This window comes from Priestia sp. YIM B13490 (assembly GCF_042787735.1).
Lineage (GTDB): Bacteria > Bacillota > Bacilli > Bacillales > Bacillaceae_H > Priestia > Priestia megaterium.
Genome location: NZ_JBHZOT010000002.1, coordinates 779,509 through 798,054 on the forward strand (window position 1 = coordinate 779,509; position 18,546 = coordinate 798,054).

The window sequence follows — 18,546 nt, forward strand, 5'->3', positions numbered from 1 at the left end:
TATCTCCTTACACAGAAAACCGGCCTCTTATGGGGCCGGTTTTTGTACAGGAGTAATCATCCTGTTTTCTACAGGCGACTTTAAAATAATTGAGGTATTCACATTTCCATAAGGAATCAGTTCATCCACTAGCATTCTAAGTCCATCCATTCCAGACACGGCTGCTTTGATAAAGTAAGAAACCGGCCCCGTTACGCGATGACATTCAAGCACGTCTTCATTTTGCTCAATAAAGTCTTCAAATTCCTCCGGTTTTCTTTTTAATTCGCTTACTTGAATAAACAGCTGTGTATCTCTTCCTAAAGCTTTCGGAGACACCGTAGCGCTAAAACGCTGGATCACTCCTCGTTCCTGAAGACGCTGCAGTCTTTCTGATACGCTTGGACGGCTAAGAGCCAGCTTTTTTGATAAATCACTAATCGTCATACGTCCGTCCCTTTGCAAAATAGACAATAGTTGTGCATCGATTTGATCCATCCAAACCTTTCCTTTCAAAATGAATATAATAAATAAAATCTTTATTCAAGTTGATAAAAGAACAAGTATTATTTCCTTCATTTATACATGTGTTTTCTTTATTTAATATCCTATCATTAAAGTAGATAATTGAAAATGAAAATTCCGAAAAAACAAACAAAGGGGTTTATTTATGCGAAAAGTTTTATGGATTATTCTTGGATGTACGATTGCAAGTATTGGTGTTCTTATCTTGCGGCACTCTCACGTAGTGACGGGGGGAACAGCTGGTCTGTCCCTTAGCTTGTCATATGCCCTTCCCTTATCGTTTGCGGTAATCTTTTTTCTCATTAATATTCCTTTTTATCTCTTTTCCTTCTTTCAAATGGGATGGAAATTTACCGCCACAACTATAGGATCAGTGTCTTTGCTATCGCTTCTCACTTCACTCGATCACTTGCTTCCTTCTTTTACACTTCCCAGCCTGATGGGTGCTGTTACGGGCGGACTAATTGCCGGCCTTGGCTTATCCATTTTATTTATGAACGGAGCTTCTCTCGGCGGTGCTAATATTCTAGCGTTATTCGCACAGCGAAAATTTGGCTGGGATCCTGGAAAAGTGAATTTTTCATTTGATTTCCTTGTCGTGCTGTCGAGCATGTATTCAATTGGAATTTCAAAAGGAATTTTCTCTGTTATATCCATTGCGATTACAGGTTTTGTCATCAGCTACTTCAAGCAAAAAATTGCTTTACACAATCAACCGACATCCGCTTCTGTCACACAGCCTTTAGATAATGCGCTTTCTAAATAAAAACCACGATTTAGCTGTGGCTAAATCGTGGTTTTTATTTACATTTTTTCTACTTTTATAAAATCAAATTGGGCTTCATACCCTTCTCCTTGAGGACTACAAGCATAAATACCAACTTGAACAGGTTCTTTGGTTGAGTTCAATAAGTGAGCGAGTCGGAGCTGAGTCCAAGAATCTCCATCACTTGAATAACAAACGGTGTAATCATCGTTTTTGCGCTGAATTTTAAAATAAAGCGCTGATTTGTTTTGAGTGAAATTTTGACTGGACCAATCTGAGAAGCCCTGGTTGGTTACGACTGCTCCTAATTGGTTAGGACCATCGGGATTGTATTCAACTGACGTTTTGATCCACGTATCTTTTGATACACGAATCATGAGACCTGCTTGATCGTAGCGATTAACTGGATATGTATGCACCTTTGTCATGATTTCAAAGTCGCCTTCTACTTCACGGTAAAGAAAGTGTCCATTGTCCGCTTCAAAGCCATAATGAGTACGCTGCCAAAAATCCGTTTTAGCGTCTGTTTTAATCACTAATCGATTCGTTTCTGTATCAATTTGAAATTGAGCTGGTGGACAATACCAAGAAACGTCTGAATCTAATTTTCCTTCTGAAAAGTTTGTGAAAAATACTAGTTGATTACTCACTCTCTGTCATTCCCTTCTTAGAAGCTATTATTCTTCTATTTCCATTTTGCCATAATTTAACGAATAAATAAAATATTTTGATTATTTTTCTTGCAAATTCTTTTCTTTCATAAAAAAATAAGACTCTTTTACATAGAGTAAAAGAGTCTTATTTTTAAATTAATGCATTTAGAATAAGTGCTCCTGCAAAAGCAATAAAGGATAGAAGCGTTTCCAGAACGGTCCATGTTTTGAACGTTTCTTTCACTGTTAATCCTAAATACTCCTTCACCATCCAGAAGCCAGCATCATTAACGTGAGAGAACATTAGTGAACCCGCACCCGTAACGATAACAAGCAGTTCTAAGTTAACACCGGACATATGCTCAATGATTGGTGAGACAATACCAGCCGCTGTTGTTAATGCAACTGTTGCTGAACCTGTAGCAATACGGATTAATCCAGCAATTAAAAATGCAAGTACAAGTGGTGATAGAGATAGATGTTCAGACATTTGACCAATCGTTGTACCTACTCCGCTATCGATTAATACTTGTTTGAAGCCGCCCCCTGCACCAATAATTAAGACAATAGATCCTACAGGAAGCAAACATTCTTCCGTTAGTTTTTTAATCACATCTTTTGTCATACCTTGACGTTTTCCAAGCAGGTAAAACGCTGCAAAACAAGCAATTAAAAGTGCAATTAATGGACTTCCTATTAATTCTACAAACTTCACTACGCCGCTTGGCAATCCGTTAATAACAGGTGCTATAGCTGCTAAGACCATTAATAGAACGGGCAGTAAAATGACAAAAAATGAAACGCCTGTACCAGGAAGATCTTTTGATGTTGTCGTAATACGAATTAGATCAGGTTCTCCTTCTGGAATCACTCGTTTGTGAACCCATTTTGCAAAAACCGGTCCAGCGATAACTGCAGCTGGAATTGAAATGATTAATGCATATAAAAGCACTTTCCCCGTATTTGCTCCGTAAATACTAATAGCTGCCATCGCACCTGGATGAGGAGGAACGAGACCGTGAACAATTGATAATCCCGCAATAACCGGCAGAGCAATCAATAATATATTTTGTTTTGTTGTTTTATGAATGGAAATAACTAAAGGCAGTAGAATTAAAATTCCTACTTCGAAGAAAACAGGAATACCAATAATGAAACCTGCTACTAGCATCGCCCATGGCAGTCTTTTCACACCGAATATTCTTACGAAATAATCCGCTACCTGCATGCCGGCACCTGAATCGGCCATCAGCTTACCTAAAATTGTTCCCAGCGCTAAAATTCCTACTAAGTGGCCTAAAACACCGCCCACTCCCGTTTCGTAAGCGCCAACAATTTTATCCATTGATAACCCAGAAGCAATTGCCAAAAACAAACTCGCAACCGTTAAACTAATAAACGCATGCCATTTAAAAACTGAAACACCTACAATAACAATAACAATTGCGGCAACTGTAATAGCTAATAAGTATGCATCCATCTTGCTTTCCACCTTCCCTTTAAGTAAACGCTTTCTCTATGTAGCAAAAAAGCTCTACATCCTGTGAATTTTTTTAAAAATAAGTTTCAATTATCGAAATCGTTTACATTAATTATTTTAGAAAACGATTTCATTTTTTTATTACTTAAATTATATGAAAAAAAAATTCTTAAATCAACAAAAAAACTCAAAAAAATTTTATCAATTTTCTTCCATACAGTTTTAACACATAAAAAAATCCAATCATGTTAATGATTGGATTCATCTTATTTATTTGGTGATGGTTGGATCCGCCGTTTGACTGTCGATAATCGTTTTTTCGCTTGTTTTTAACGTTATTTCTTCATATTCCCCCGGCGCTAATACACTTTTATCTCCTCTCATGAGATACGTGTAAGCGATGATAGAAATGAATAGACCAAATGTCCAGGCATTATCCCATAAAAAGCGCAGTCCAGGAATCAGTAAGCCTAAAACGGGTATGGCCACGCCAATTACTAATGCATAAATGCCGTTTTTATTAAAACCTGTTGAATAACTGTAGCGACCGTTTACCTCATATAAATCCTTTAATGCCATCTGTCTCCTTCTTACAAGCCAGTAGTCAGCAATGGCGATGCCGTCTATAGGGCCAAGCAGCGCTCCGTATGTTCCAAGCCAGCCGAAAATATAGTTCCCGAAATTAGACATGATGTACCATGGCTGAAGTAGAATAGCAAAAATACCGGTCACTAGCGCCCCCATCGCAAACGTGATTTTCTTTGGATTCAGATTCTCAATTGCACGGGCTGGTGCGACGATATTTGCTCCCACATTAATCGTTAAAGAAGAAAGCACGATAACGATTGTTCCTAAGAAAATGATAAACGGAGGGAATTTAGCTACTAAGGCCACTGGATCCCAAATAGCTTCTCCAAATATAACGATTGTTGCTGAAGTAACGGCAATTCCAATAAATGAAAAAATACTCATCGTCAATGGCAAGGAAAAGGTTTGCGCAACCATTTGAGATTTCTGACTTCTAGCATATCGACAGAAATCTGGAATGTTCAAAGCGAGCGTCGCCCAAAAGGCAATAACCCCCGTTAAAGCTGGGAAAAATACGGCTAGAAATTCTCCTGTTGATGTAAATTTAGAAGGCGTAGATAAAATGGGGCCCCACCCTCCCGAGTTTGTATAAGCCCATATAAAAAGAATAATAGCCGAAATACCAATAACCGGAGCAGCAATCGCTCCTAATACTTTAATCGCTTGCGGACCTTTATATGCCACTCCTACATTTAAAAGCCAAAAAAGAGCAAATACAATAGCTGTATGACCAGTTAAACCATTCCAAGACGAAAACGAAGCGCTTAGAAGTGTATCAATTGCTTCCGTTCCAATCCATGTATTAATTCCAAACCACCCAGCAGCCACGATGGCCCTAGCCAGTGCTGGGATATGTGCTCCTTTATCTCCAAACCACAGGCGGGCAAATACTGGATAAGGAATGCCAAACTTGGTTCCAGCGTGAGAATTAAGCAAAATAGGAATAAGAACAATAACATTTCCTAAAAAGATTGTACCAATTGCTTGCCACCAGTTCATTCCAAGCGTCATCATTCCACTCGCCATTGTGTAAGCTGGAATACACAGACACATCCCAATCCAAAGCGTGGCAAAGTTAACTCCTTTCCAAGAATGCTCTTTCATCGTAGTCGGACGTAAATCCTCATTCCAAAGGTCACTGCCGCTCAGCTGATTGTGCGTCTCATCTGTGAGCGTCACAATTCCATCTTGCTCAATTTGTGTTTTCATCCATAAAACCCCTTTTCATAAAATAAGTTCATTTCAAAAAACAAATTTTATTTGAATTTTCTGAAATATAAAGGCGTTTGTGACGATTCCTTCTGGTATGTGATAAATACTAACGTTATCCCTTATTATATTTAATGAGAAACGGGGATACACTGGACAAATTGTAACATTATTTGAGGGAACTTTTATATATTGTGTAGTGTCAACTCTTTTGGTTGTTAGATAACCTAACACACAAAAAATCATCGCTTGAAAACTTCAAGCGATGATTTGTGAACTTAATGTACATATTTTTTTTGAAAAGCCGTAATGCTTTCGTATTCTTCTTTAAATAAGCGAGCCAAACGAATATAGATAGTCGTTAACTCTTTATATACTTCACTGTTTTCTTTGATTGGATAATGATGATTAGTCGCTCCAACCATATCAGAAACAACGTTCAATGAGTCAACTTCGCCAAGGCTATATAAGCCAAGGATAACTGCTCCTAGACATGAACTTTCAAAACTTTCCGGCACGGATACTTCTTGGTTAAAAATATCTGCCATCATTTGACGCCAAAGTGCGGAACGTGCAAATCCGCCTGTTGCCTGAATTTTTGTAGGCTCTCCAATTAACTCTTCAAGTGCCAATAATACCGTATACAAGTTAAAGATAACGCCTTCTAATACAGCACGAATCATATGTTCTTTTTTATGATGCAAACCTAGGCCAAAGAATGAACCTTTAGCATTTGCATCCCAAAGCGGCGCACGCTCTCCTGAAAGGTATGGGTGAAACAATAAGCCGTCCGCTCCCGGTTTCACTAAAGCTGCAATATCCGTTAATACTTCATACGGATCTTTTCCAAGGCGTTTAGCTGTTTCTACTTCCGACGCTCCAAACTGATCGCGAGCCCATCTGAAAATCATACCGCCGTTATTTACAGGGCCGCCAATTACCCAGTGGTCTTCTGTCAACGCATAACAGAAAATACGACCTTTCGGATCGACTACTGGCTTGTCAGTCACTGCTCGAATAGCTCCGCTTGTCCCGATTGTCACAGCCACAACGCCTGGTTCAATTGCATTTACGCCTAAATTTGATAATACACCGTCACTTGCACCTACAATAAAGGGCGTATCTGGAAGTAAGTGCATGTCAACTGCAAGCGCTGGGTTTAGCCCTTTTAACTGATGCATTGTTGAAACAGGAGTGGATAACTGATCGGTTGTAACACCTGCTACTTTAAGTGCTTCTTCATCCCACGCAAGATTTTTCAGATTAAACAAACCCGTTGCTGATGCAATCGAATAGTCGATAACATATTCGTTAAACAACTTAAAGAATACATATTCTTTAATCGAAATAAATTTATGTGTTCCCTTCACTAGTTCAGGCTGTTCATTAGATAGCCATGTTAGCTTGGAAAGCGGCGACATCGGATGAATAGGCGTACCCGTACGCAAATAAATCTCATGACCATTGTATTCATTTTTAATTTTTTCCGTCCATTCTGCACTTCTATTATCCGCCCACGTGATACATTTTGTCAGCGGCTTTCCCTGCTGATCAACGGCAATAACACTGTGCATAGCTGAGCTGAATGAAACGCATAAAATATCCTCAGGTTTTACATCACTCGTTTTTACAACCGTTTGAATTGTACGTACAACTGCTTGAAAAATTTCTTCAGGATCTTGCTCAGCCATCGCGGGCGTCGGCGAGTATAATGGATACTCAATCCCATGATTTGCAATGACTGTACCGTCTACTGAAAACAATACAGACTTTGTACTCGTTGTTCCGATATCTACACCTATTGCATATTTTTTGCTCATGCTGCTGTCCCCCTACTTTACTACTTTACTTATTTACAACACCGTGGCCGCCGAATTCGTTTCGAAGTGCTGCTACAACTTTTCCTGTAAATGTATCTTCCTCTAATGAACGATAGCGCATCATTAGCGATAAAGCAATAACAGGAGTTGCCGTTTGAAGATCAAGAGCAGTCTCTACGGTCCATTTCCCTTCGCCAGAAGACTGCATGACTCCTTTAATACTGTCTAGTTTAGGATCTTTTGAAAACGCATTTTCCGTTAGTTCCATCAACCAAGAACGAACAACAGATCCGTTATTCCAAACGCGTGCTACGGCTTCATAGTCGAAATCAAACTGACTTTTTTCCAGGACTTCAAATCCTTCAGCAATGGATTGCATCATTCCATATTCTACACCATTGTGAACCATTTTTAAAAAGTGACCGCTTCCGCTTTTACCTGCGTACATAAATCCATTTTCTACGCAAATATCATTAAAAATCGGTTCAATTGTACGGAATACTTCCGCATCTCCACCGATCATTGTACACGCTCCGTTTCTTGCCCCTTCCATTCCGCCGCTTGTCCCTACATCAAAGAAGTAAATACCTTTTTCCTGAAGATCCTGCGCACGTCGAACAGATTCTTTATAATTAGAGTTTCCTCCATCTATTATAATATCTCCTTCTGACAGAAGTTCTTTTAGTTCTGTAATAACATTTTCCGTTACTTCTCCAGCCGGAACCATAATCCATACAACTTTAGGTGAAGGAGGAAGTTCATTAACTAACTCTTCAACAGTAAAGGCGCCAGTTGCTCCTTCATTTGCAAGTTTTTCTACCGCTTCTTTATTTACATCATAAGCTACTACTTCATGATGGTTGTCCATTAAATTTAATGATAAATTATATCCCATTTTTCCTAAACCGATTAATCCAATTTTCATTTTACAAACTCCTTTTGAAAAAAAATTTCACATTACCTCCATTATACGAATTATTTTTCATTTTGCAATCGTTTACAAGAAAATTTTTTTCACTCATATTTTTATGCTATACTCTTTTTACTACTAAATTCGTGGAAAGGAACATCAGTTATGACGCAAAATTGCTTAGGAAAAATTCGTTCTCACTATGCTAGATTCAGTGAAAAAGAGAAAAAAATAGCAAATTATATTTTAGAACAGCCGGAACAAATTATTCACAGTACCATTAACGAAGTGGCAGACGATTTAAATGTAGCTGATGCAACAGTCTTTCGCTTTTGTAAACGAATTGGCTTCAAGGGCTATCAAGCGATGAAAATAGCGCTGGCTGCTGAAATTATGACGCCTATTCAGCAGATTCACGAGGAAATTGCTGAAACGGATAATGAAAAAACGATTGCTGAAAAAATCTTTCGCTCCAATGTACGAACGCTTGAAAATACATTACAAATACTAGAAAGCAACGCTATTGAAAAAGCCGTCAAACTTCTTATGAAGGCGGATAAAGTTCAGTTTTATGGCACGGGCGGTTCTTCCGTAGTGGCTATGGATGCTTTTCATAAATTTGTTCGAACAGGAATTAAAACGTTTGCATTTATTGATTCCCACTTCCAGCTTATGTCCGCTTCTCAATTAACAAAACAGGATGTAGCGGTAGTGATTTCTCATTCTGGAACAAATAAAGACACAATGAACATTTTAAATACAGCAAAAGCGAACGGTGCCAAAACGATCGGTATTACGGGTTTTCCAAAATCTCCATTAAGCCAAAATGTCGATGTTTCTCTTTATACGAGTTCAGAAGAAACAGAATATCGATCTGAAGCTCTTGCCTCGAGAATTGGACAGCTAAGCCTCATTGATGCTTTGTACGTTAATGTAATGATTGCGAATAAAGATGCCTCTAAACACTCGCTTGAAAAAGTACGCGATGCCATTGCTGAAACTAGAATTTAACGTTTCGCTCTTATATATTCTTCAACTATAACATCAAACAGAGCATAGAATATATGCTCTGTTTAGTGCAGTTCTTCGCTTAAAATTTTCAAGTTTTAATTCTCATTTAACATTTTTTAAGTTGCTACATATGATAAAGCACAACTTTTAAAAAGTAGGTGAAGTGTGTATGGAGATTATCTATCGCACTGCAAAACTCGATGATTATACAGAAGTAAATAAAATATTAGGGGAATCACTAGAACTCCACGCAAATGCGCTTCCTTCTATGTTTGATAATCAGATGGCTGTTTTATCTCCGGAACAATATCAAGCTACTCTTTATTATGCAACCATTGATATTCTTGTAGCTCAATATCGAAATCAAATTATTGGGGCGTCTGTTGTTGAATTAAAATATAACCCTCCCACTACATTAGCTCCTCTTTCCTACACAGCTTACATCCAATATTTTGGCGTTAAGAAAGGCTTTCAAAATTATGGCGTAGGAAAAAGTCTTTTTTCTGCTACGAAACAGTGGGCTGTACAAAAAGGAGCAAATGACCTCCAGCTTACCGTATGGGCATTTAACGAGAAAGCACGTGCTTTTTATGAAAGTCTTGGGCTGAAAAACTTAAGCTACCTTATGACTACTTCACTACAGCCATAAATCGTTCCATTAACGGAGACTAGACACGCAGGTGATACGTGCCTAGTCTCCGTTATTTAAATAAAAGACTAAATCATTTCGGCGTGTTAATTTACGCAGCTTATATACATACTAAAAGAAATTTATTACGTAGCCGGATTGCCTTCTTGCAGCTGTTCTTGTTCATCACGCTGACGGTGAGCTAAACGACTTGCCGCACTAGAAGCCACGCTCGCTACTAAATCATCTAAAAAGGTATTAACTCCTTTTTCTTTTTTACAGTCCAGCTTTTCAATAATGCCTACTTTTACTTTATCTAAATAGCCAAAGGTCGTAACAGCGATACTGCCATAGGTTAAAACGGCACCTAAAGCAATCGTTTCGTCAACACCAAACAACCCTTCGTCTTGTTCTACAATGCTTTGAAGAGGTTCTGATAATTTATTTTGCTCAGCTAACTTATCAAGTTCGATTCCAACTAGAAGCGCATGCTGAATTTCTCTCTTTTGCAGTACTCTCTCTACGCTCTCAGCGCATTCCTGAATGGTTAGAGCTGGATGATAAGGAAGCTGTAAATCATACACAATTTCAGCAATATCTAAAACTGTTACGCCACGCTCTTCTAGCAAACCAAATGTTGCCTTTGCTACTTCTTTGCTCGTTGGGATTTTTTTCGCTGTCATGTCTCTCTCTCCTTTTCAAGTTGTTGTCTCTCTTTATATTAAATTCGATGAGAGGCGCTAAAAACCTTTTTTGTTTCATCCACCTGAATTCATAAACTCGTCACATATCTCTTTAGGCGCTCATTACATTTACTTGCTATAATAAAATTATCTAATCAGGAGGTTTGTCTACTGTGGAAGAAAAACAAAGTAAATTTAGCAGAGGCTTATTATTATTTTTCATTGGCGCAACAGCCCTTTTCTTTATCGTCTTAATCGTTCTGTTTCTCATGTCTACTTTTGGAAAAAGCGAAAAAGAAGCCGTAGCTCTTCTAGCAGGGAATCACTACGCTATCGTTAAGGAAGAGAATTCATATACTCTTTATGATCAAAAAGAAAACAAGCCTATTTTAGAAGATGTAAACGGCTATTTCGGTGCTCGCAATATCCGAAGTTATGTAAAAAATGACACAGAATTGGTTTCGATTGATGAAAAAGAAGAAGAATATACGAAGAAGCCGCTAGAAAAAGCCAGCCAAGCAGAAAAAGCTATGTTTAAAAAAATGAAAAAATTAGATTAATCAAAAGCGCTTCAGTCGATTCTGAAGCGCTTTTTTAATGACGCATGCCTCTTTCTCGTCATTCGCTAAAAAATTCGTTACAATAAAATAAAGAACGGTTATTAGAAAATGTGTTACAATAAAGGTAACGCTTTCATTCAAATGCATAGGAGTCGATTATTCATGTCAGAAAGTAAGCGGAAGTTAGAAGAAATTTCTTTTTATAGTGACGCACTGCAAGAAGATGTCACGTTACTAGTCTATTTGCCGTCAAACTATTCTACGCTCTATAAGTATTCCTTACTTATTGCCCAAGACGGAAAAGATTATGTTATGTACGGACGGACACCTCGTTTAATTGATGATTTAATGAACGAGTCGGAAATCGATCGTACTATTTTTGTTGGAATTCCATATAAAAGCGTGGAAGACAGACGCGATAAGTATCATCCAGAAGGAAATCAAGTAGATGCTTACATTCGCTTTTTAGCACATGAACTTGTGCCATTTTTGGATAAAACATATCCTACATATCAAATGGGAAAATCACGTGTTCTAATTGGTGATTCGCTTGCTGCTACAGTTTCACTGCTGACGGCCATTGCTTATCCTCACACGTTCGGGAAAGTAATTATGCATTCTCCTTTCGTGAACGATGCTGTATTACAAACGGTCAACTCATTTGCTTCTCCTTCACTTCTGGATTTGTATCATGTTATTGGAACTGAAGAAACGGCTGTCAAAACAACGCAAGATGGTATATTGAATTTTATTGAACCTAACCGCCTGTTGCACGAACAAATGAAGCAGCGTGGATATTCTGTTTTCTACGAAGAATTTAATGGAAATCATACGTGGAAATACTGGCAAAAAGACGTAAAGCGGTCGCTTCAATACATGTTGAAGTAGAAAGATATCATATTTTTTGAAAATTTGTTATAATAAGCTCGCTTTATACATATTTTATGATCTTACTTTGGAGGGATTTTTTATGAAATTTGGCGTTGTACTTTTTCCATCTAAAAAATTGCAAGATGTAGCGAATTCTTATCGAAAGCGCTATGATTCTCACTATTCATTAATTCCGCCTCATCTTACATTAAAAGAAGTCTTTGAAGCTACAGAAGACCAAATTGATGAAATTGCGGCTAACTTGCGTAAAATTGCCGAAGAAACAAATCCATTTACATTAAATGTAACGAAAGTAAGCTCATTTTCACCAGCCAATAACGTTATTTACTTAAAAGTGGAACAAAAGCAAGAACTGACGTCACTTTACAATAAACTTCATGAAGGCAATCTCGAACAGCCAACTGAATATTCATTTATTCCACATATTACAATTGGTCAACGCCTTTCAGATGATGAGCACTTAGATGTGTATAGCCAGTTGAAGCTTGTAGATGTCGCTCATGAAGAAACAGTGGATCGCTTTCACTTAATGTACCAGCTTGAAAATGAAACATGGACTGTGTTTGAAACATTTCGTCTTGGAAAGGGATAAGATACGTGAACATCAAAGTACTAACGAACAAACAAGATCATTCTGATGCTTACTTCGTACGTCAAAAAGTATTTGTAGAAGAACAGCAGGTTGATGTAGAGCAAGAAATCGATGAATACGATACCGAAGCCCTGCATTTAGTTGTATACAAAGGAACTGCACCAATTGGGGCAGGACGTTTCCGTATGGTAGAGGACTATGGAAAAGCAGAACGAATCTGCGTTCTTTCTTCTTATCGAAAAGACGGTGTAGGAAAGCTTTTGATGGATAAGTTAGAAGAGGTCGCAGCAGAGCATGAGATTGAAAAGATTAAGCTGCATGCTCAAACGCATGCGGAAGGATTTTATAAAAAGCTAGGCTACGTAACGGTTTCAGGTGAATTTATGGATGCTGGAATTCCACATGTAGAGATGGTAAAGAAACTAAGTAAAAAACACTAGGAATTGAACCTGGTGTTTTTGCTTTTTTAAAGGATAAGAACCTTTGCTTTGCTTATACTAATACCTAATCATGTGAATTAGGTGAAAATATGGATGAACTTATCGGAATTGCATTAGAACTCTTTATCGGATTTATCTGCCTGTTTATTTTAACTAAATTTTTAGGCAGAGCGACGATCACTCAGCTTACCACTTTTGATTTTATCTCTGCTCTTGTATTAGGAGAGTTAGTAGGAAATGCGCTATATGACTCAGAAGTAGGAATAGGCAAAATTTTATTTGCTGTTATCTTTTGGGGAGCGCTTATTTATGTCACCGAAGTTATTACTCAAAAAAATATTCGCCTGCGTTTGTTTTTAGAAGGACGGCCATCTATTATTATTCGAAAAGGGAAAATTTCGTACAAAGAACTTAGCAAAAATCGATTGGATATCGACCAGCTTCTTCATATGCTTCGTTCAAAAGACATATTTTCCATTCGGGAAGTTGAATATGCGATTTTAGAAACAGATGGATCACTAAGCGTATTGCCAAAATCTGATTATGCTAAGCCGACAAGAAGCGATCTACAGCTGCCTCCTTCTGAACCCGTTTTATCTATCGCCTTCGTCAGTGATGGACGTTTGCTTTTGAAAAACTTGATTCAGTCAGGCTTTGATGAAGACTGGTTAAAGACACAGTTGAAAAAACAAGGATTTACCGATTATAAACAGGTGCTTTATGCTGAATGGCAGCAGGGCAGTACTCTTTTTATTGAATCTTACTAAGATGTTTTTACTTGTTCATTACTTTGTTAAAAAATCGTGAGCGCATTCATTCTGCTGCGCTCACGATTTTTTGTATTAGACACGTGTATTAATCACTAGGCCCTTATTTGTTAGCTTGCTGTATACACGTTCTGCTGCTTGAAGCTTTTTTCGCTTTTGTACTGAACTTGGCGTCAATTCCAGTAAGTGAGAACGCGATTCAAACTCTTCGTCAAAGCTTTTTTTCTCAATAGGCCAAATACGATTTGAAAAAGAAGCATTATTTTTTTGAAGGCGATTTGGATATTGAATAGATTGATAAGGCGTGACGGGCAGTATATATCCCATATGAACCCTCCTCTTTTTCAAGATACCTTCTACTCCCAGACCTCAGTATTTTTCTCAAGAAGTATCGACATTGAAACAGCTTACTTAAATCCTCTACTTTAGACTTGCTCAAAACAGATGGCACCTTGTATCTATACCGCCTTTTTTGAACATATGTGATGTCTTATTCAATATATACCCTTTTTTACATCCTATCCCTCCAAAAATATCCGTGCTCTTTTTAAAAAAAGGTGATTTTGATATGATAGACTTTGACTATAAAACAAAAACTGTGCGTATACACACATCTATATCGATGTAGAACGAGAGCGGCTTCTTGCTTTAACTCCCTCTTATTTACTATTGATTATTCATGTTTTAAAAAGGAGGCCATGTTTTTTGCAACGTGCACTTTATCAAAATCATATACTTAATCTTGCTATAACGGCTAGAGACCGATTTCAATATTTATATGAAGCTAGTCTCCGAGGAGAAATAACGTGTGCTCACTGCGGAGAACCAGTTAAATTATATCTGGGGATTGAGCATTCTCCTTACTTTTATCATGCTCAAGTTCCCCATGAAAGAGAAGAGTGTTCAGACATACTATCAGAAACAACAGCTGTGCAACAAATAAAAGAAACTCCGGCTGAATACAGAGAAACCAATGGATTTCGTATTCCTAAAGGACGAGCTATTGGCGAGAAAAGTTCAACTGTAAAAGAGAAAGCAACATGGAGGTCTTCCGCACCTTTTTCAAGTGTTCCTGCTTTTCGCTTAAAACCACCTGTCCCTAAACACTCTGACTCTCCTTATTTAAATGAATTTAAAGAGAGCGGTATTGAATTAGATTCGAACCAATGGAAAGCTGTTACACATTCAGAAGGACCGCTCCTTATTCTAGCCGGTGCAGGCAGCGGAAAAACGCGTGTATTAACAGCTCGCACCGCATATATGATACAAGAAAAACAAATTGATCCAAAATCCATTATGCTGGTGACTTTCACGGCTAAATCAGCTAAAGAAATGAAAGAACGATTGGCTACATACCCAAAGATGTCCGGCTTACATCTTCGTCAAATGCTAGTTGGAACTTTTCACAGCATTTTCTTACGTATGATTGTTCATCATAATCCTCAAGCGTGGCAAATGGACCGCCTGCTAAAATGGGATTGGCAAAAAGAACAGATTGTGAAAGAAGCAGCAAGAGAGCTCCACGTGGATGAAAAAGATTTTCCGTTTGATCAGGCACTTCAGCAAATCGGCTATTGGAAAAACACGCTTGTTGGCGTGAAAGATATTCGCCCAAAGGACAAATGGGAACAAGATGTGCACTTTTTATATCGTCGTTATGAAGAAGTCAAAAAGCAAAAACAGCTATTCGATTTTGATGACATGCTGTATGGATGTTATGAAATGCTAAAACAAAATCCCGATTTACTAACCCGTTATCAAAAAAGGTTTCGCTATTTTTTAATTGACGAATTTCAAGATATCAATAAAGTTCAATATAAAATTATGAAAATGCTAAGTGAAGACTCTAAAAACTTGTGTGTCGTAGGAGATGATGATCAATCAATTTACGCTTTCCGCGGAAGCGACCCTTCGTTCATTTTAAACTTTGAAAAAGATTTTGCTAATACAACTGTTATTACGTTAAACCAAAATTATCGTTCAGCTCATGCCATCGTTTCTTCTGCGAATAAAGTCATTGCACGAAATACAGCGCGCCGACAAAAAGAAATGGCTGCCCAGTTTGATAATGAGTTGCGACCTACATTCTTCTTTCCATACGACGAAGAAGAAGAAGCAACAATGATTGTAACGGATATGAAAGAAAAAATTAAGCAAGGGGCTTCTCCAACTGAATTCGCGGTCTTGTACCGAACTCACGCTTCTTCACGCGCCATCTTTGAACGTTTATCGCAGTCAAACCTGCCATTTTCAATCGAACAAGATGCGGATTCTTTTTATAAAAGACGAATGGTTCGAAGTTTACTTTCATTTCTACGCTTGAGCGTGAATCCAAATGACGCAAGTTCGCTACAAGATTTAGTAAACGCACTCTTTTTAAAGAAAACAGCAGTCAATGACTTAAAAGCAGCAAGTATTCTTCATGATGGTACATTTATTGATGCACTTGAATATCTTCAAGATTTAAAACCGTTTCAGCAAAAAAAGCTCAAGAAAGTAATTCCTTTATTCAAGTCGCTAAAATCAATGTCTCCTTCTTTGGCACTTGAGACAATTTCTAAAGATATGGGATTCGATGATTTTGTCAAAAAACGCGGAAATGAAGGAAATATGATGGAAAAAGGTTCGGATGACGTGCGGGATTTAAAAGTTGTAGCACGTAAATTTAAAACCGTACCTGAACTGTTAGAGCATGTGGATCATATGATTGCCATGAACACAGAGATGAAAGCTTTAAGCAAGCAATTTAATGAAAGTATTCAACTAACCACAATTCATCGAGCAAAGGGTCTTGAATATAAGCATGTATACGTACTGAGCAGCGTAGATGGCGGATTGCCTCATGATTATGCACTCGAAGCTTATCGAGGCGGAGATGATGTGCCGCTTCAAGAAGAACGCCGCCTTTTATATGTAGCCATGACGCGTGCACAGAATTCACTTTACTTATCTGTTCCGCAAACTAGAAGAGGTAAAACCGCTTATCCTTCAAGATTCCTGAAGTCGTTTATAAAAAAAGTGTAAAGGAAAAACAGGCTGGGACAAAAGTAGTTTCATTAAATTGCAACACGAACTATCTATCATAAACAGATAAATAGTTCGTGTTTTTTATAATCGCGGTGAACGCAGGTGCTACTAGCTGTTGGTTGAAGGGCAAGGCGAAGACTCCTGCGAGGACAGATGAGCCCCCGCAGAAAGCAACAGCGGTCGAGGAAGCAGTCCAGATCATGTATCCAGATTGTTTGTCTTTAAATTGGATTCCTGTAGTTATGTTTCAACCTCTTTATCTTACTTCAAGCTAGCGTCCATAACTAATATTCTCACCATCTATTATTAACCAAATATTCCACTAAGAGGTAGATATTCATAAGTGGATGCGTTACACTACGTTATGTACTGTACTACTATATTTTAGGGGGCTCCATTATTGAACGCAAAGCTTATTCATGAAAATGAAAAGATTTTTTTTATTCTGTGTATTGTTATCAGCTTATTAACCTATTTCTTTTTAATTATTTCACTCGTTGGTATTATTTATCTTATAATCGGTTTTTTAATTACATTTATACTCCACGGTTTCTCTATTGCTCAAATTCGCAATAATGGAGTTAGATTGACAGAGAAGCAGTTCCCGCACACTTATCATCAGGCAAAACATTTATCTTCAGAGCTGGATTTAGAGCTGCCCGATATTTATATTGTTCAATCAGGCGGCTTGTTAAACGCGTTTGCTACACGTTTTTTTGGACGTCACTTTGTCGTTTTATACTCCGACATTGTTGAAATGATTGAAGATAATCAAGAAAAAGAACTTTCTTTTATTATTGCCCACGAATTAGTTCATATCAAACGTAAGCATACACTCTACCACTCACTTATTCTACCTGCTCTTTGGGTTCCTTTTTTAGGAAAAGCTTACTCTAGGGCCTGTGAATATATGTGTGATCGCATAGCTTCCGTTGCGATTGGGGATGCAAAAGCTGCCACTCAAGCACTCACTATACTTGCGGTTGGTCATTGTCTAAATAAAAAAGTAAATCAGGAGGAATTTGTTCATACGCACTCACAGGAAAAAGGTTTTTTTATGTGGTTGACTCAAGCTACTTCAACTCACCCCCCTCTCGCTCATCGTATTAAAGAAATTAATTACTTAGCACAGCATCCGGAACTGTTTGATCTTGATTCTAACGCATTTCAAACAAATGAAATTGCATAAATAGAAAAAAGCCCTGACACGTCAGGGCTTTATATAAAAACATTAAATTATTTTTTCTCATTTAGCATTTTAGCGATGGTCGCAAAATCAATGGATTGATTATTGTTTGCAATCGCCTTAACAATTTGTTCTTCTTTTTGTTTTGAAATTGGCTTATTCGCAATTTGTGCTACTCGCTTCACAATATTACGCACCGTTTGCTCATCTTTAAAATTAGCATTTTGTACAGAATTCGCAAGTTCAAAAATATCCTTCATATTAACGCCTGTTTTCTTTTCTATATTTTTAAACATATTATTATCCATTTTGCATGACCTCCTTTATTTATACTTCATCGTATGCACCATGTGCCTAGATGGTGCCCTTTACATTTAATAAAAAAATAAAGTGCGAGTGAAACTTCACCCGCACTTTTCGGTGCCTTATTCATAGAAGGGATTAATTGTAAAAGCAAACACAACCAACAATAATTAATAGAATGAATAATACAACGATTAACGCAAAACCACCGCCGTAGCCACCACCGTAACCACAACCACCGTAGCCAAATCCGCAGCCCATAATATTACACCCCCTCTGTTTTACTCTCTATACTGTATGTTCACTCAAATGATTTTGTATGGGCTTTTCAACTGTGTACATTAAATTTCATTGTCCAAAAGGATCTTCAGCATCTTGCTCATCAATTCTTTTTACATTTTGCTGCAGTTTCCCCTCCTGCTGTTCCATCTGCTTTTCTGCTTTTTCTACTTCGTTCATTCTCTTTCTATGTTCTCCCATCATATGCTGTTCAAAAAAACGTTCAAATTCATCGAAAAAATCCGGCAT

Annotated in this window: 21 protein-coding genes; 10 read left to right on the forward strand and 11 right to left on the reverse strand. The window is 37.8% G+C overall.

What is annotated here, in order from left to right:
* Window positions 1–27: 27 nt before the first annotated feature.
* Window positions 28–477: an Lrp/AsnC family transcriptional regulator gene (locus ACFX4R_RS09270; RefSeq protein ID WP_013055467.1), complete on the reverse strand. Its 450-nt coding sequence runs from the start codon at window positions 475–477 to the stop codon at window positions 28–30.
* A 172-nt stretch (window positions 478–649) separates the two neighbouring features.
* Here ACFX4R_RS09270 and ACFX4R_RS09275 point away from each other — a divergent pair, with 172 nt between their 5' ends.
* Window positions 650–1,270, forward strand: coding sequence for a YitT family protein (locus tag ACFX4R_RS09275; protein ID WP_162213633.1), 621 nt, complete (start codon window positions 650–652; stop codon window positions 1,268–1,270).
* Window positions 1,271–1,308: 38 nt separating this feature from the next.
* On the opposite strand, the gene ACFX4R_RS09280 is transcribed toward ACFX4R_RS09275, so the two are convergent.
* The 5 genes from ACFX4R_RS09280 to gnd form a co-directional block, all read right to left on the reverse strand.
* Window positions 1,309–1,920, reverse strand: a complete 612-nt coding sequence (locus ACFX4R_RS09280; protein ID WP_028407502.1) for a DUF1349 domain-containing protein — start codon at window positions 1,918–1,920, stop codon at window positions 1,309–1,311.
* Between the two features lie 154 nt (window positions 1,921–2,074).
* Window positions 2,075–3,403, reverse strand: coding sequence for a GntT/GntP/DsdX family permease (locus tag ACFX4R_RS09285; RefSeq protein ID WP_013081793.1), 1,329 nt, complete (start codon window positions 3,401–3,403; stop codon window positions 2,075–2,077).
* A 270-nt stretch (window positions 3,404–3,673) separates the two neighbouring features.
* The gene (locus tag ACFX4R_RS09290) at window positions 3,674–5,200 is read right to left on the reverse strand and encodes an NCS1 family nucleobase:cation symporter-1 (RefSeq protein ID WP_043980420.1); all 1,527 of its coding nucleotides are present in this window, start codon (window positions 5,198–5,200) and stop codon (window positions 3,674–3,676) included.
* A gap of 278 nt (window positions 5,201–5,478) precedes the next feature.
* Entirely contained in the window at window positions 5,479–7,020 is a 1,542-nt protein-coding gene (gene gntK, locus ACFX4R_RS09295) for a gluconokinase (RefSeq protein ID WP_043980421.1), read from the reverse strand.
* Between the two features lie 25 nt (window positions 7,021–7,045).
* Window positions 7,046–7,945, reverse strand: a complete 900-nt coding sequence (gene gnd, locus ACFX4R_RS09300; RefSeq protein ID WP_043980423.1) for a phosphogluconate dehydrogenase (NAD(+)-dependent, decarboxylating) — start codon at window positions 7,943–7,945, stop codon at window positions 7,046–7,048.
* 150 nt (window positions 7,946–8,095) lie between these two features.
* Here gnd and ACFX4R_RS09305 point away from each other — a divergent pair, with 150 nt between their 5' ends.
* On the forward strand, window positions 8,096–8,941 hold the full coding sequence (locus ACFX4R_RS09305; protein WP_013055460.1) for a MurR/RpiR family transcriptional regulator: 846 nt from the start codon (window positions 8,096–8,098) through the stop codon (window positions 8,939–8,941).
* 169 nt (window positions 8,942–9,110) lie between these two features.
* Window positions 9,111–9,590, forward strand: a complete 480-nt coding sequence (locus tag ACFX4R_RS09310) for a GNAT family N-acetyltransferase (RefSeq protein WP_025749861.1) — start codon at window positions 9,111–9,113, stop codon at window positions 9,588–9,590.
* 125 nt (window positions 9,591–9,715) lie between these two features.
* Here ACFX4R_RS09310 and ACFX4R_RS09315 read toward each other — a convergent pair whose 3' ends face one another.
* A complete protein-coding gene (locus ACFX4R_RS09315) occupies window positions 9,716–10,252 on the reverse strand; it encodes a phosphatidylglycerophosphatase A family protein (protein WP_377569410.1) in 537 nt (178 codons plus the stop codon).
* A 173-nt stretch (window positions 10,253–10,425) separates the two neighbouring features.
* Here ACFX4R_RS09315 and ACFX4R_RS09320 point away from each other — a divergent pair, with 173 nt between their 5' ends.
* The 5 genes from ACFX4R_RS09320 (at window position 10,426) to ACFX4R_RS09340 (ending at window position 13,502) form a co-directional block, all read left to right on the forward strand.
* Window positions 10,426–10,812 (forward strand): hypothetical protein, encoded by a 387-nt coding sequence (locus ACFX4R_RS09320; protein WP_029324785.1) that lies wholly within the window; start codon window positions 10,426–10,428, stop codon window positions 10,810–10,812.
* A 162-nt stretch (window positions 10,813–10,974) separates the two neighbouring features.
* Window positions 10,975–11,700 (forward strand): alpha/beta hydrolase, encoded by a 726-nt coding sequence (locus tag ACFX4R_RS09325; RefSeq protein WP_013055456.1) that lies wholly within the window; start codon window positions 10,975–10,977, stop codon window positions 11,698–11,700.
* Window positions 11,701–11,782: 82 nt separating this feature from the next.
* A complete protein-coding gene (locus ACFX4R_RS09330) occupies window positions 11,783–12,295 on the forward strand; it encodes a YjcG family protein (protein ID WP_013081786.1) in 513 nt (170 codons plus the stop codon).
* A 5-nt stretch (window positions 12,296–12,300) separates the two neighbouring features.
* Window positions 12,301–12,735 carry a GNAT family N-acetyltransferase gene (locus ACFX4R_RS09335; protein ID WP_043980433.1) on the forward strand — a complete coding sequence of 145 codons (435 nt, stop codon included), beginning with the start codon at window positions 12,301–12,303 and terminating at the stop codon, window positions 12,733–12,735.
* Between the two features lie 89 nt (window positions 12,736–12,824).
* Window positions 12,825–13,502: a DUF421 domain-containing protein gene (locus ACFX4R_RS09340; RefSeq protein ID WP_013081784.1), complete on the forward strand. Its 678-nt coding sequence runs from the start codon at window positions 12,825–12,827 to the stop codon at window positions 13,500–13,502.
* Between the two features lie 75 nt (window positions 13,503–13,577).
* On the opposite strand, the gene ACFX4R_RS09345 is transcribed toward ACFX4R_RS09340, so the two are convergent.
* A complete protein-coding gene (locus ACFX4R_RS09345; protein WP_377569412.1) occupies window positions 13,578–13,829 on the reverse strand; it encodes a hypothetical protein in 252 nt (83 codons plus the stop codon).
* Between the two features lie 378 nt (window positions 13,830–14,207).
* Here ACFX4R_RS09345 and ACFX4R_RS09350 point away from each other — a divergent pair, with 378 nt between their 5' ends.
* Window positions 14,208–16,526 (forward strand): ATP-dependent helicase, encoded by a 2,319-nt coding sequence (locus tag ACFX4R_RS09350; RefSeq protein ID WP_377569414.1) that lies wholly within the window; start codon window positions 14,208–14,210, stop codon window positions 16,524–16,526.
* Window positions 16,527–16,929: 403 nt separating this feature from the next.
* Complete coding sequence (locus ACFX4R_RS09355) at window positions 16,930–17,718, forward strand: M48 family metallopeptidase (protein WP_377569416.1); 789 nt, start codon at window positions 16,930–16,932, stop codon at window positions 17,716–17,718.
* A gap of 47 nt (window positions 17,719–17,765) precedes the next feature.
* On the opposite strand, the gene spoVIF is transcribed toward ACFX4R_RS09355, so the two are convergent.
* From spoVIF to ACFX4R_RS09370, 3 genes are all read right to left on the reverse strand, one after another.
* A complete protein-coding gene (spoVIF, locus tag ACFX4R_RS09360) occupies window positions 17,766–18,023 on the reverse strand; it encodes a sporulation-specific transcription regulator SpoVIF (protein ID WP_013055449.1) in 258 nt (85 codons plus the stop codon).
* A gap of 133 nt (window positions 18,024–18,156) precedes the next feature.
* Window positions 18,157–18,279 carry a YjcZ family sporulation protein gene (locus ACFX4R_RS09365; RefSeq protein ID WP_013055448.1) on the reverse strand — a complete coding sequence of 41 codons (123 nt, stop codon included), beginning with the start codon at window positions 18,277–18,279 and terminating at the stop codon, window positions 18,157–18,159.
* A gap of 87 nt (window positions 18,280–18,366) precedes the next feature.
* Window positions 18,367–18,546: a hypothetical protein gene (locus tag ACFX4R_RS09370; RefSeq protein WP_043980438.1), complete on the reverse strand. Its 180-nt coding sequence runs from the start codon at window positions 18,544–18,546 to the stop codon at window positions 18,367–18,369.

Coding starts and splice junctions, on each gene's coding strand:
- ACFX4R_RS09340 (WP_013081784.1), top strand. CDS start 12,825: ATGGATGAACTTATCGGAATTGCATTAGAACTCTTTATCGGATTTATC.
- ACFX4R_RS09285 (WP_013081793.1), bottom strand. CDS start 3,403: ATGGATGCATACTTATTAGCTATTACAGTTGCCGCAATTGTTATTGTT.
- ACFX4R_RS09310 (WP_025749861.1), top strand. CDS start 9,111: ATGGAGATTATCTATCGCACTGCAAAACTCGATGATTATACAGAAGTA.
- ACFX4R_RS09345 (WP_377569412.1), bottom strand. CDS start 13,829: ATGGGATATATACTGCCCGTCACGCCTTATCAATCTATTCAATATCCA.
- ACFX4R_RS09365 (WP_013055448.1), bottom strand. CDS start 18,279: ATGGGCTGCGGATTTGGCTACGGTGGTTGTGGTTACGGTGGTGGCTAC.
- ACFX4R_RS09305 (WP_013055460.1), top strand. CDS start 8,096: ATGACGCAAAATTGCTTAGGAAAAATTCGTTCTCACTATGCTAGATTC.
- spoVIF (WP_013055449.1), bottom strand. CDS start 18,023: ATGGATAATAATATGTTTAAAAATATAGAAAAGAAAACAGGCGTTAAT.
- ACFX4R_RS09370 (WP_043980438.1), bottom strand. CDS start 18,546: ATGCCGGATTTTTTCGATGAATTTGAACGTTTTTTTGAACAGCATATG.
- ACFX4R_RS09290 (WP_043980420.1), bottom strand. CDS start 5,200: ATGAAAACACAAATTGAGCAAGATGGAATTGTGACGCTCACAGATGAG.
- ACFX4R_RS09275 (WP_162213633.1), top strand. CDS start 650: ATGCGAAAAGTTTTATGGATTATTCTTGGATGTACGATTGCAAGTATT.
- ACFX4R_RS09315 (WP_377569410.1), bottom strand. CDS start 10,252: ATGACAGCGAAAAAAATCCCAACGAGCAAAGAAGTAGCAAAGGCAACA.
- ACFX4R_RS09330 (WP_013081786.1), top strand. CDS start 11,783: ATGAAATTTGGCGTTGTACTTTTTCCATCTAAAAAATTGCAAGATGTA.
- ACFX4R_RS09325 (WP_013055456.1), top strand. CDS start 10,975: ATGTCAGAAAGTAAGCGGAAGTTAGAAGAAATTTCTTTTTATAGTGAC.
- gnd (WP_043980423.1), bottom strand. CDS start 7,945: ATGAAAATTGGATTAATCGGTTTAGGAAAAATGGGATATAATTTATCA.
- ACFX4R_RS09270 (WP_013055467.1), bottom strand. CDS start 477: ATGGATCAAATCGATGCACAACTATTGTCTATTTTGCAAAGGGACGGA.
- gntK (WP_043980421.1), bottom strand. CDS start 7,020: ATGAGCAAAAAATATGCAATAGGTGTAGATATCGGAACAACGAGTACA.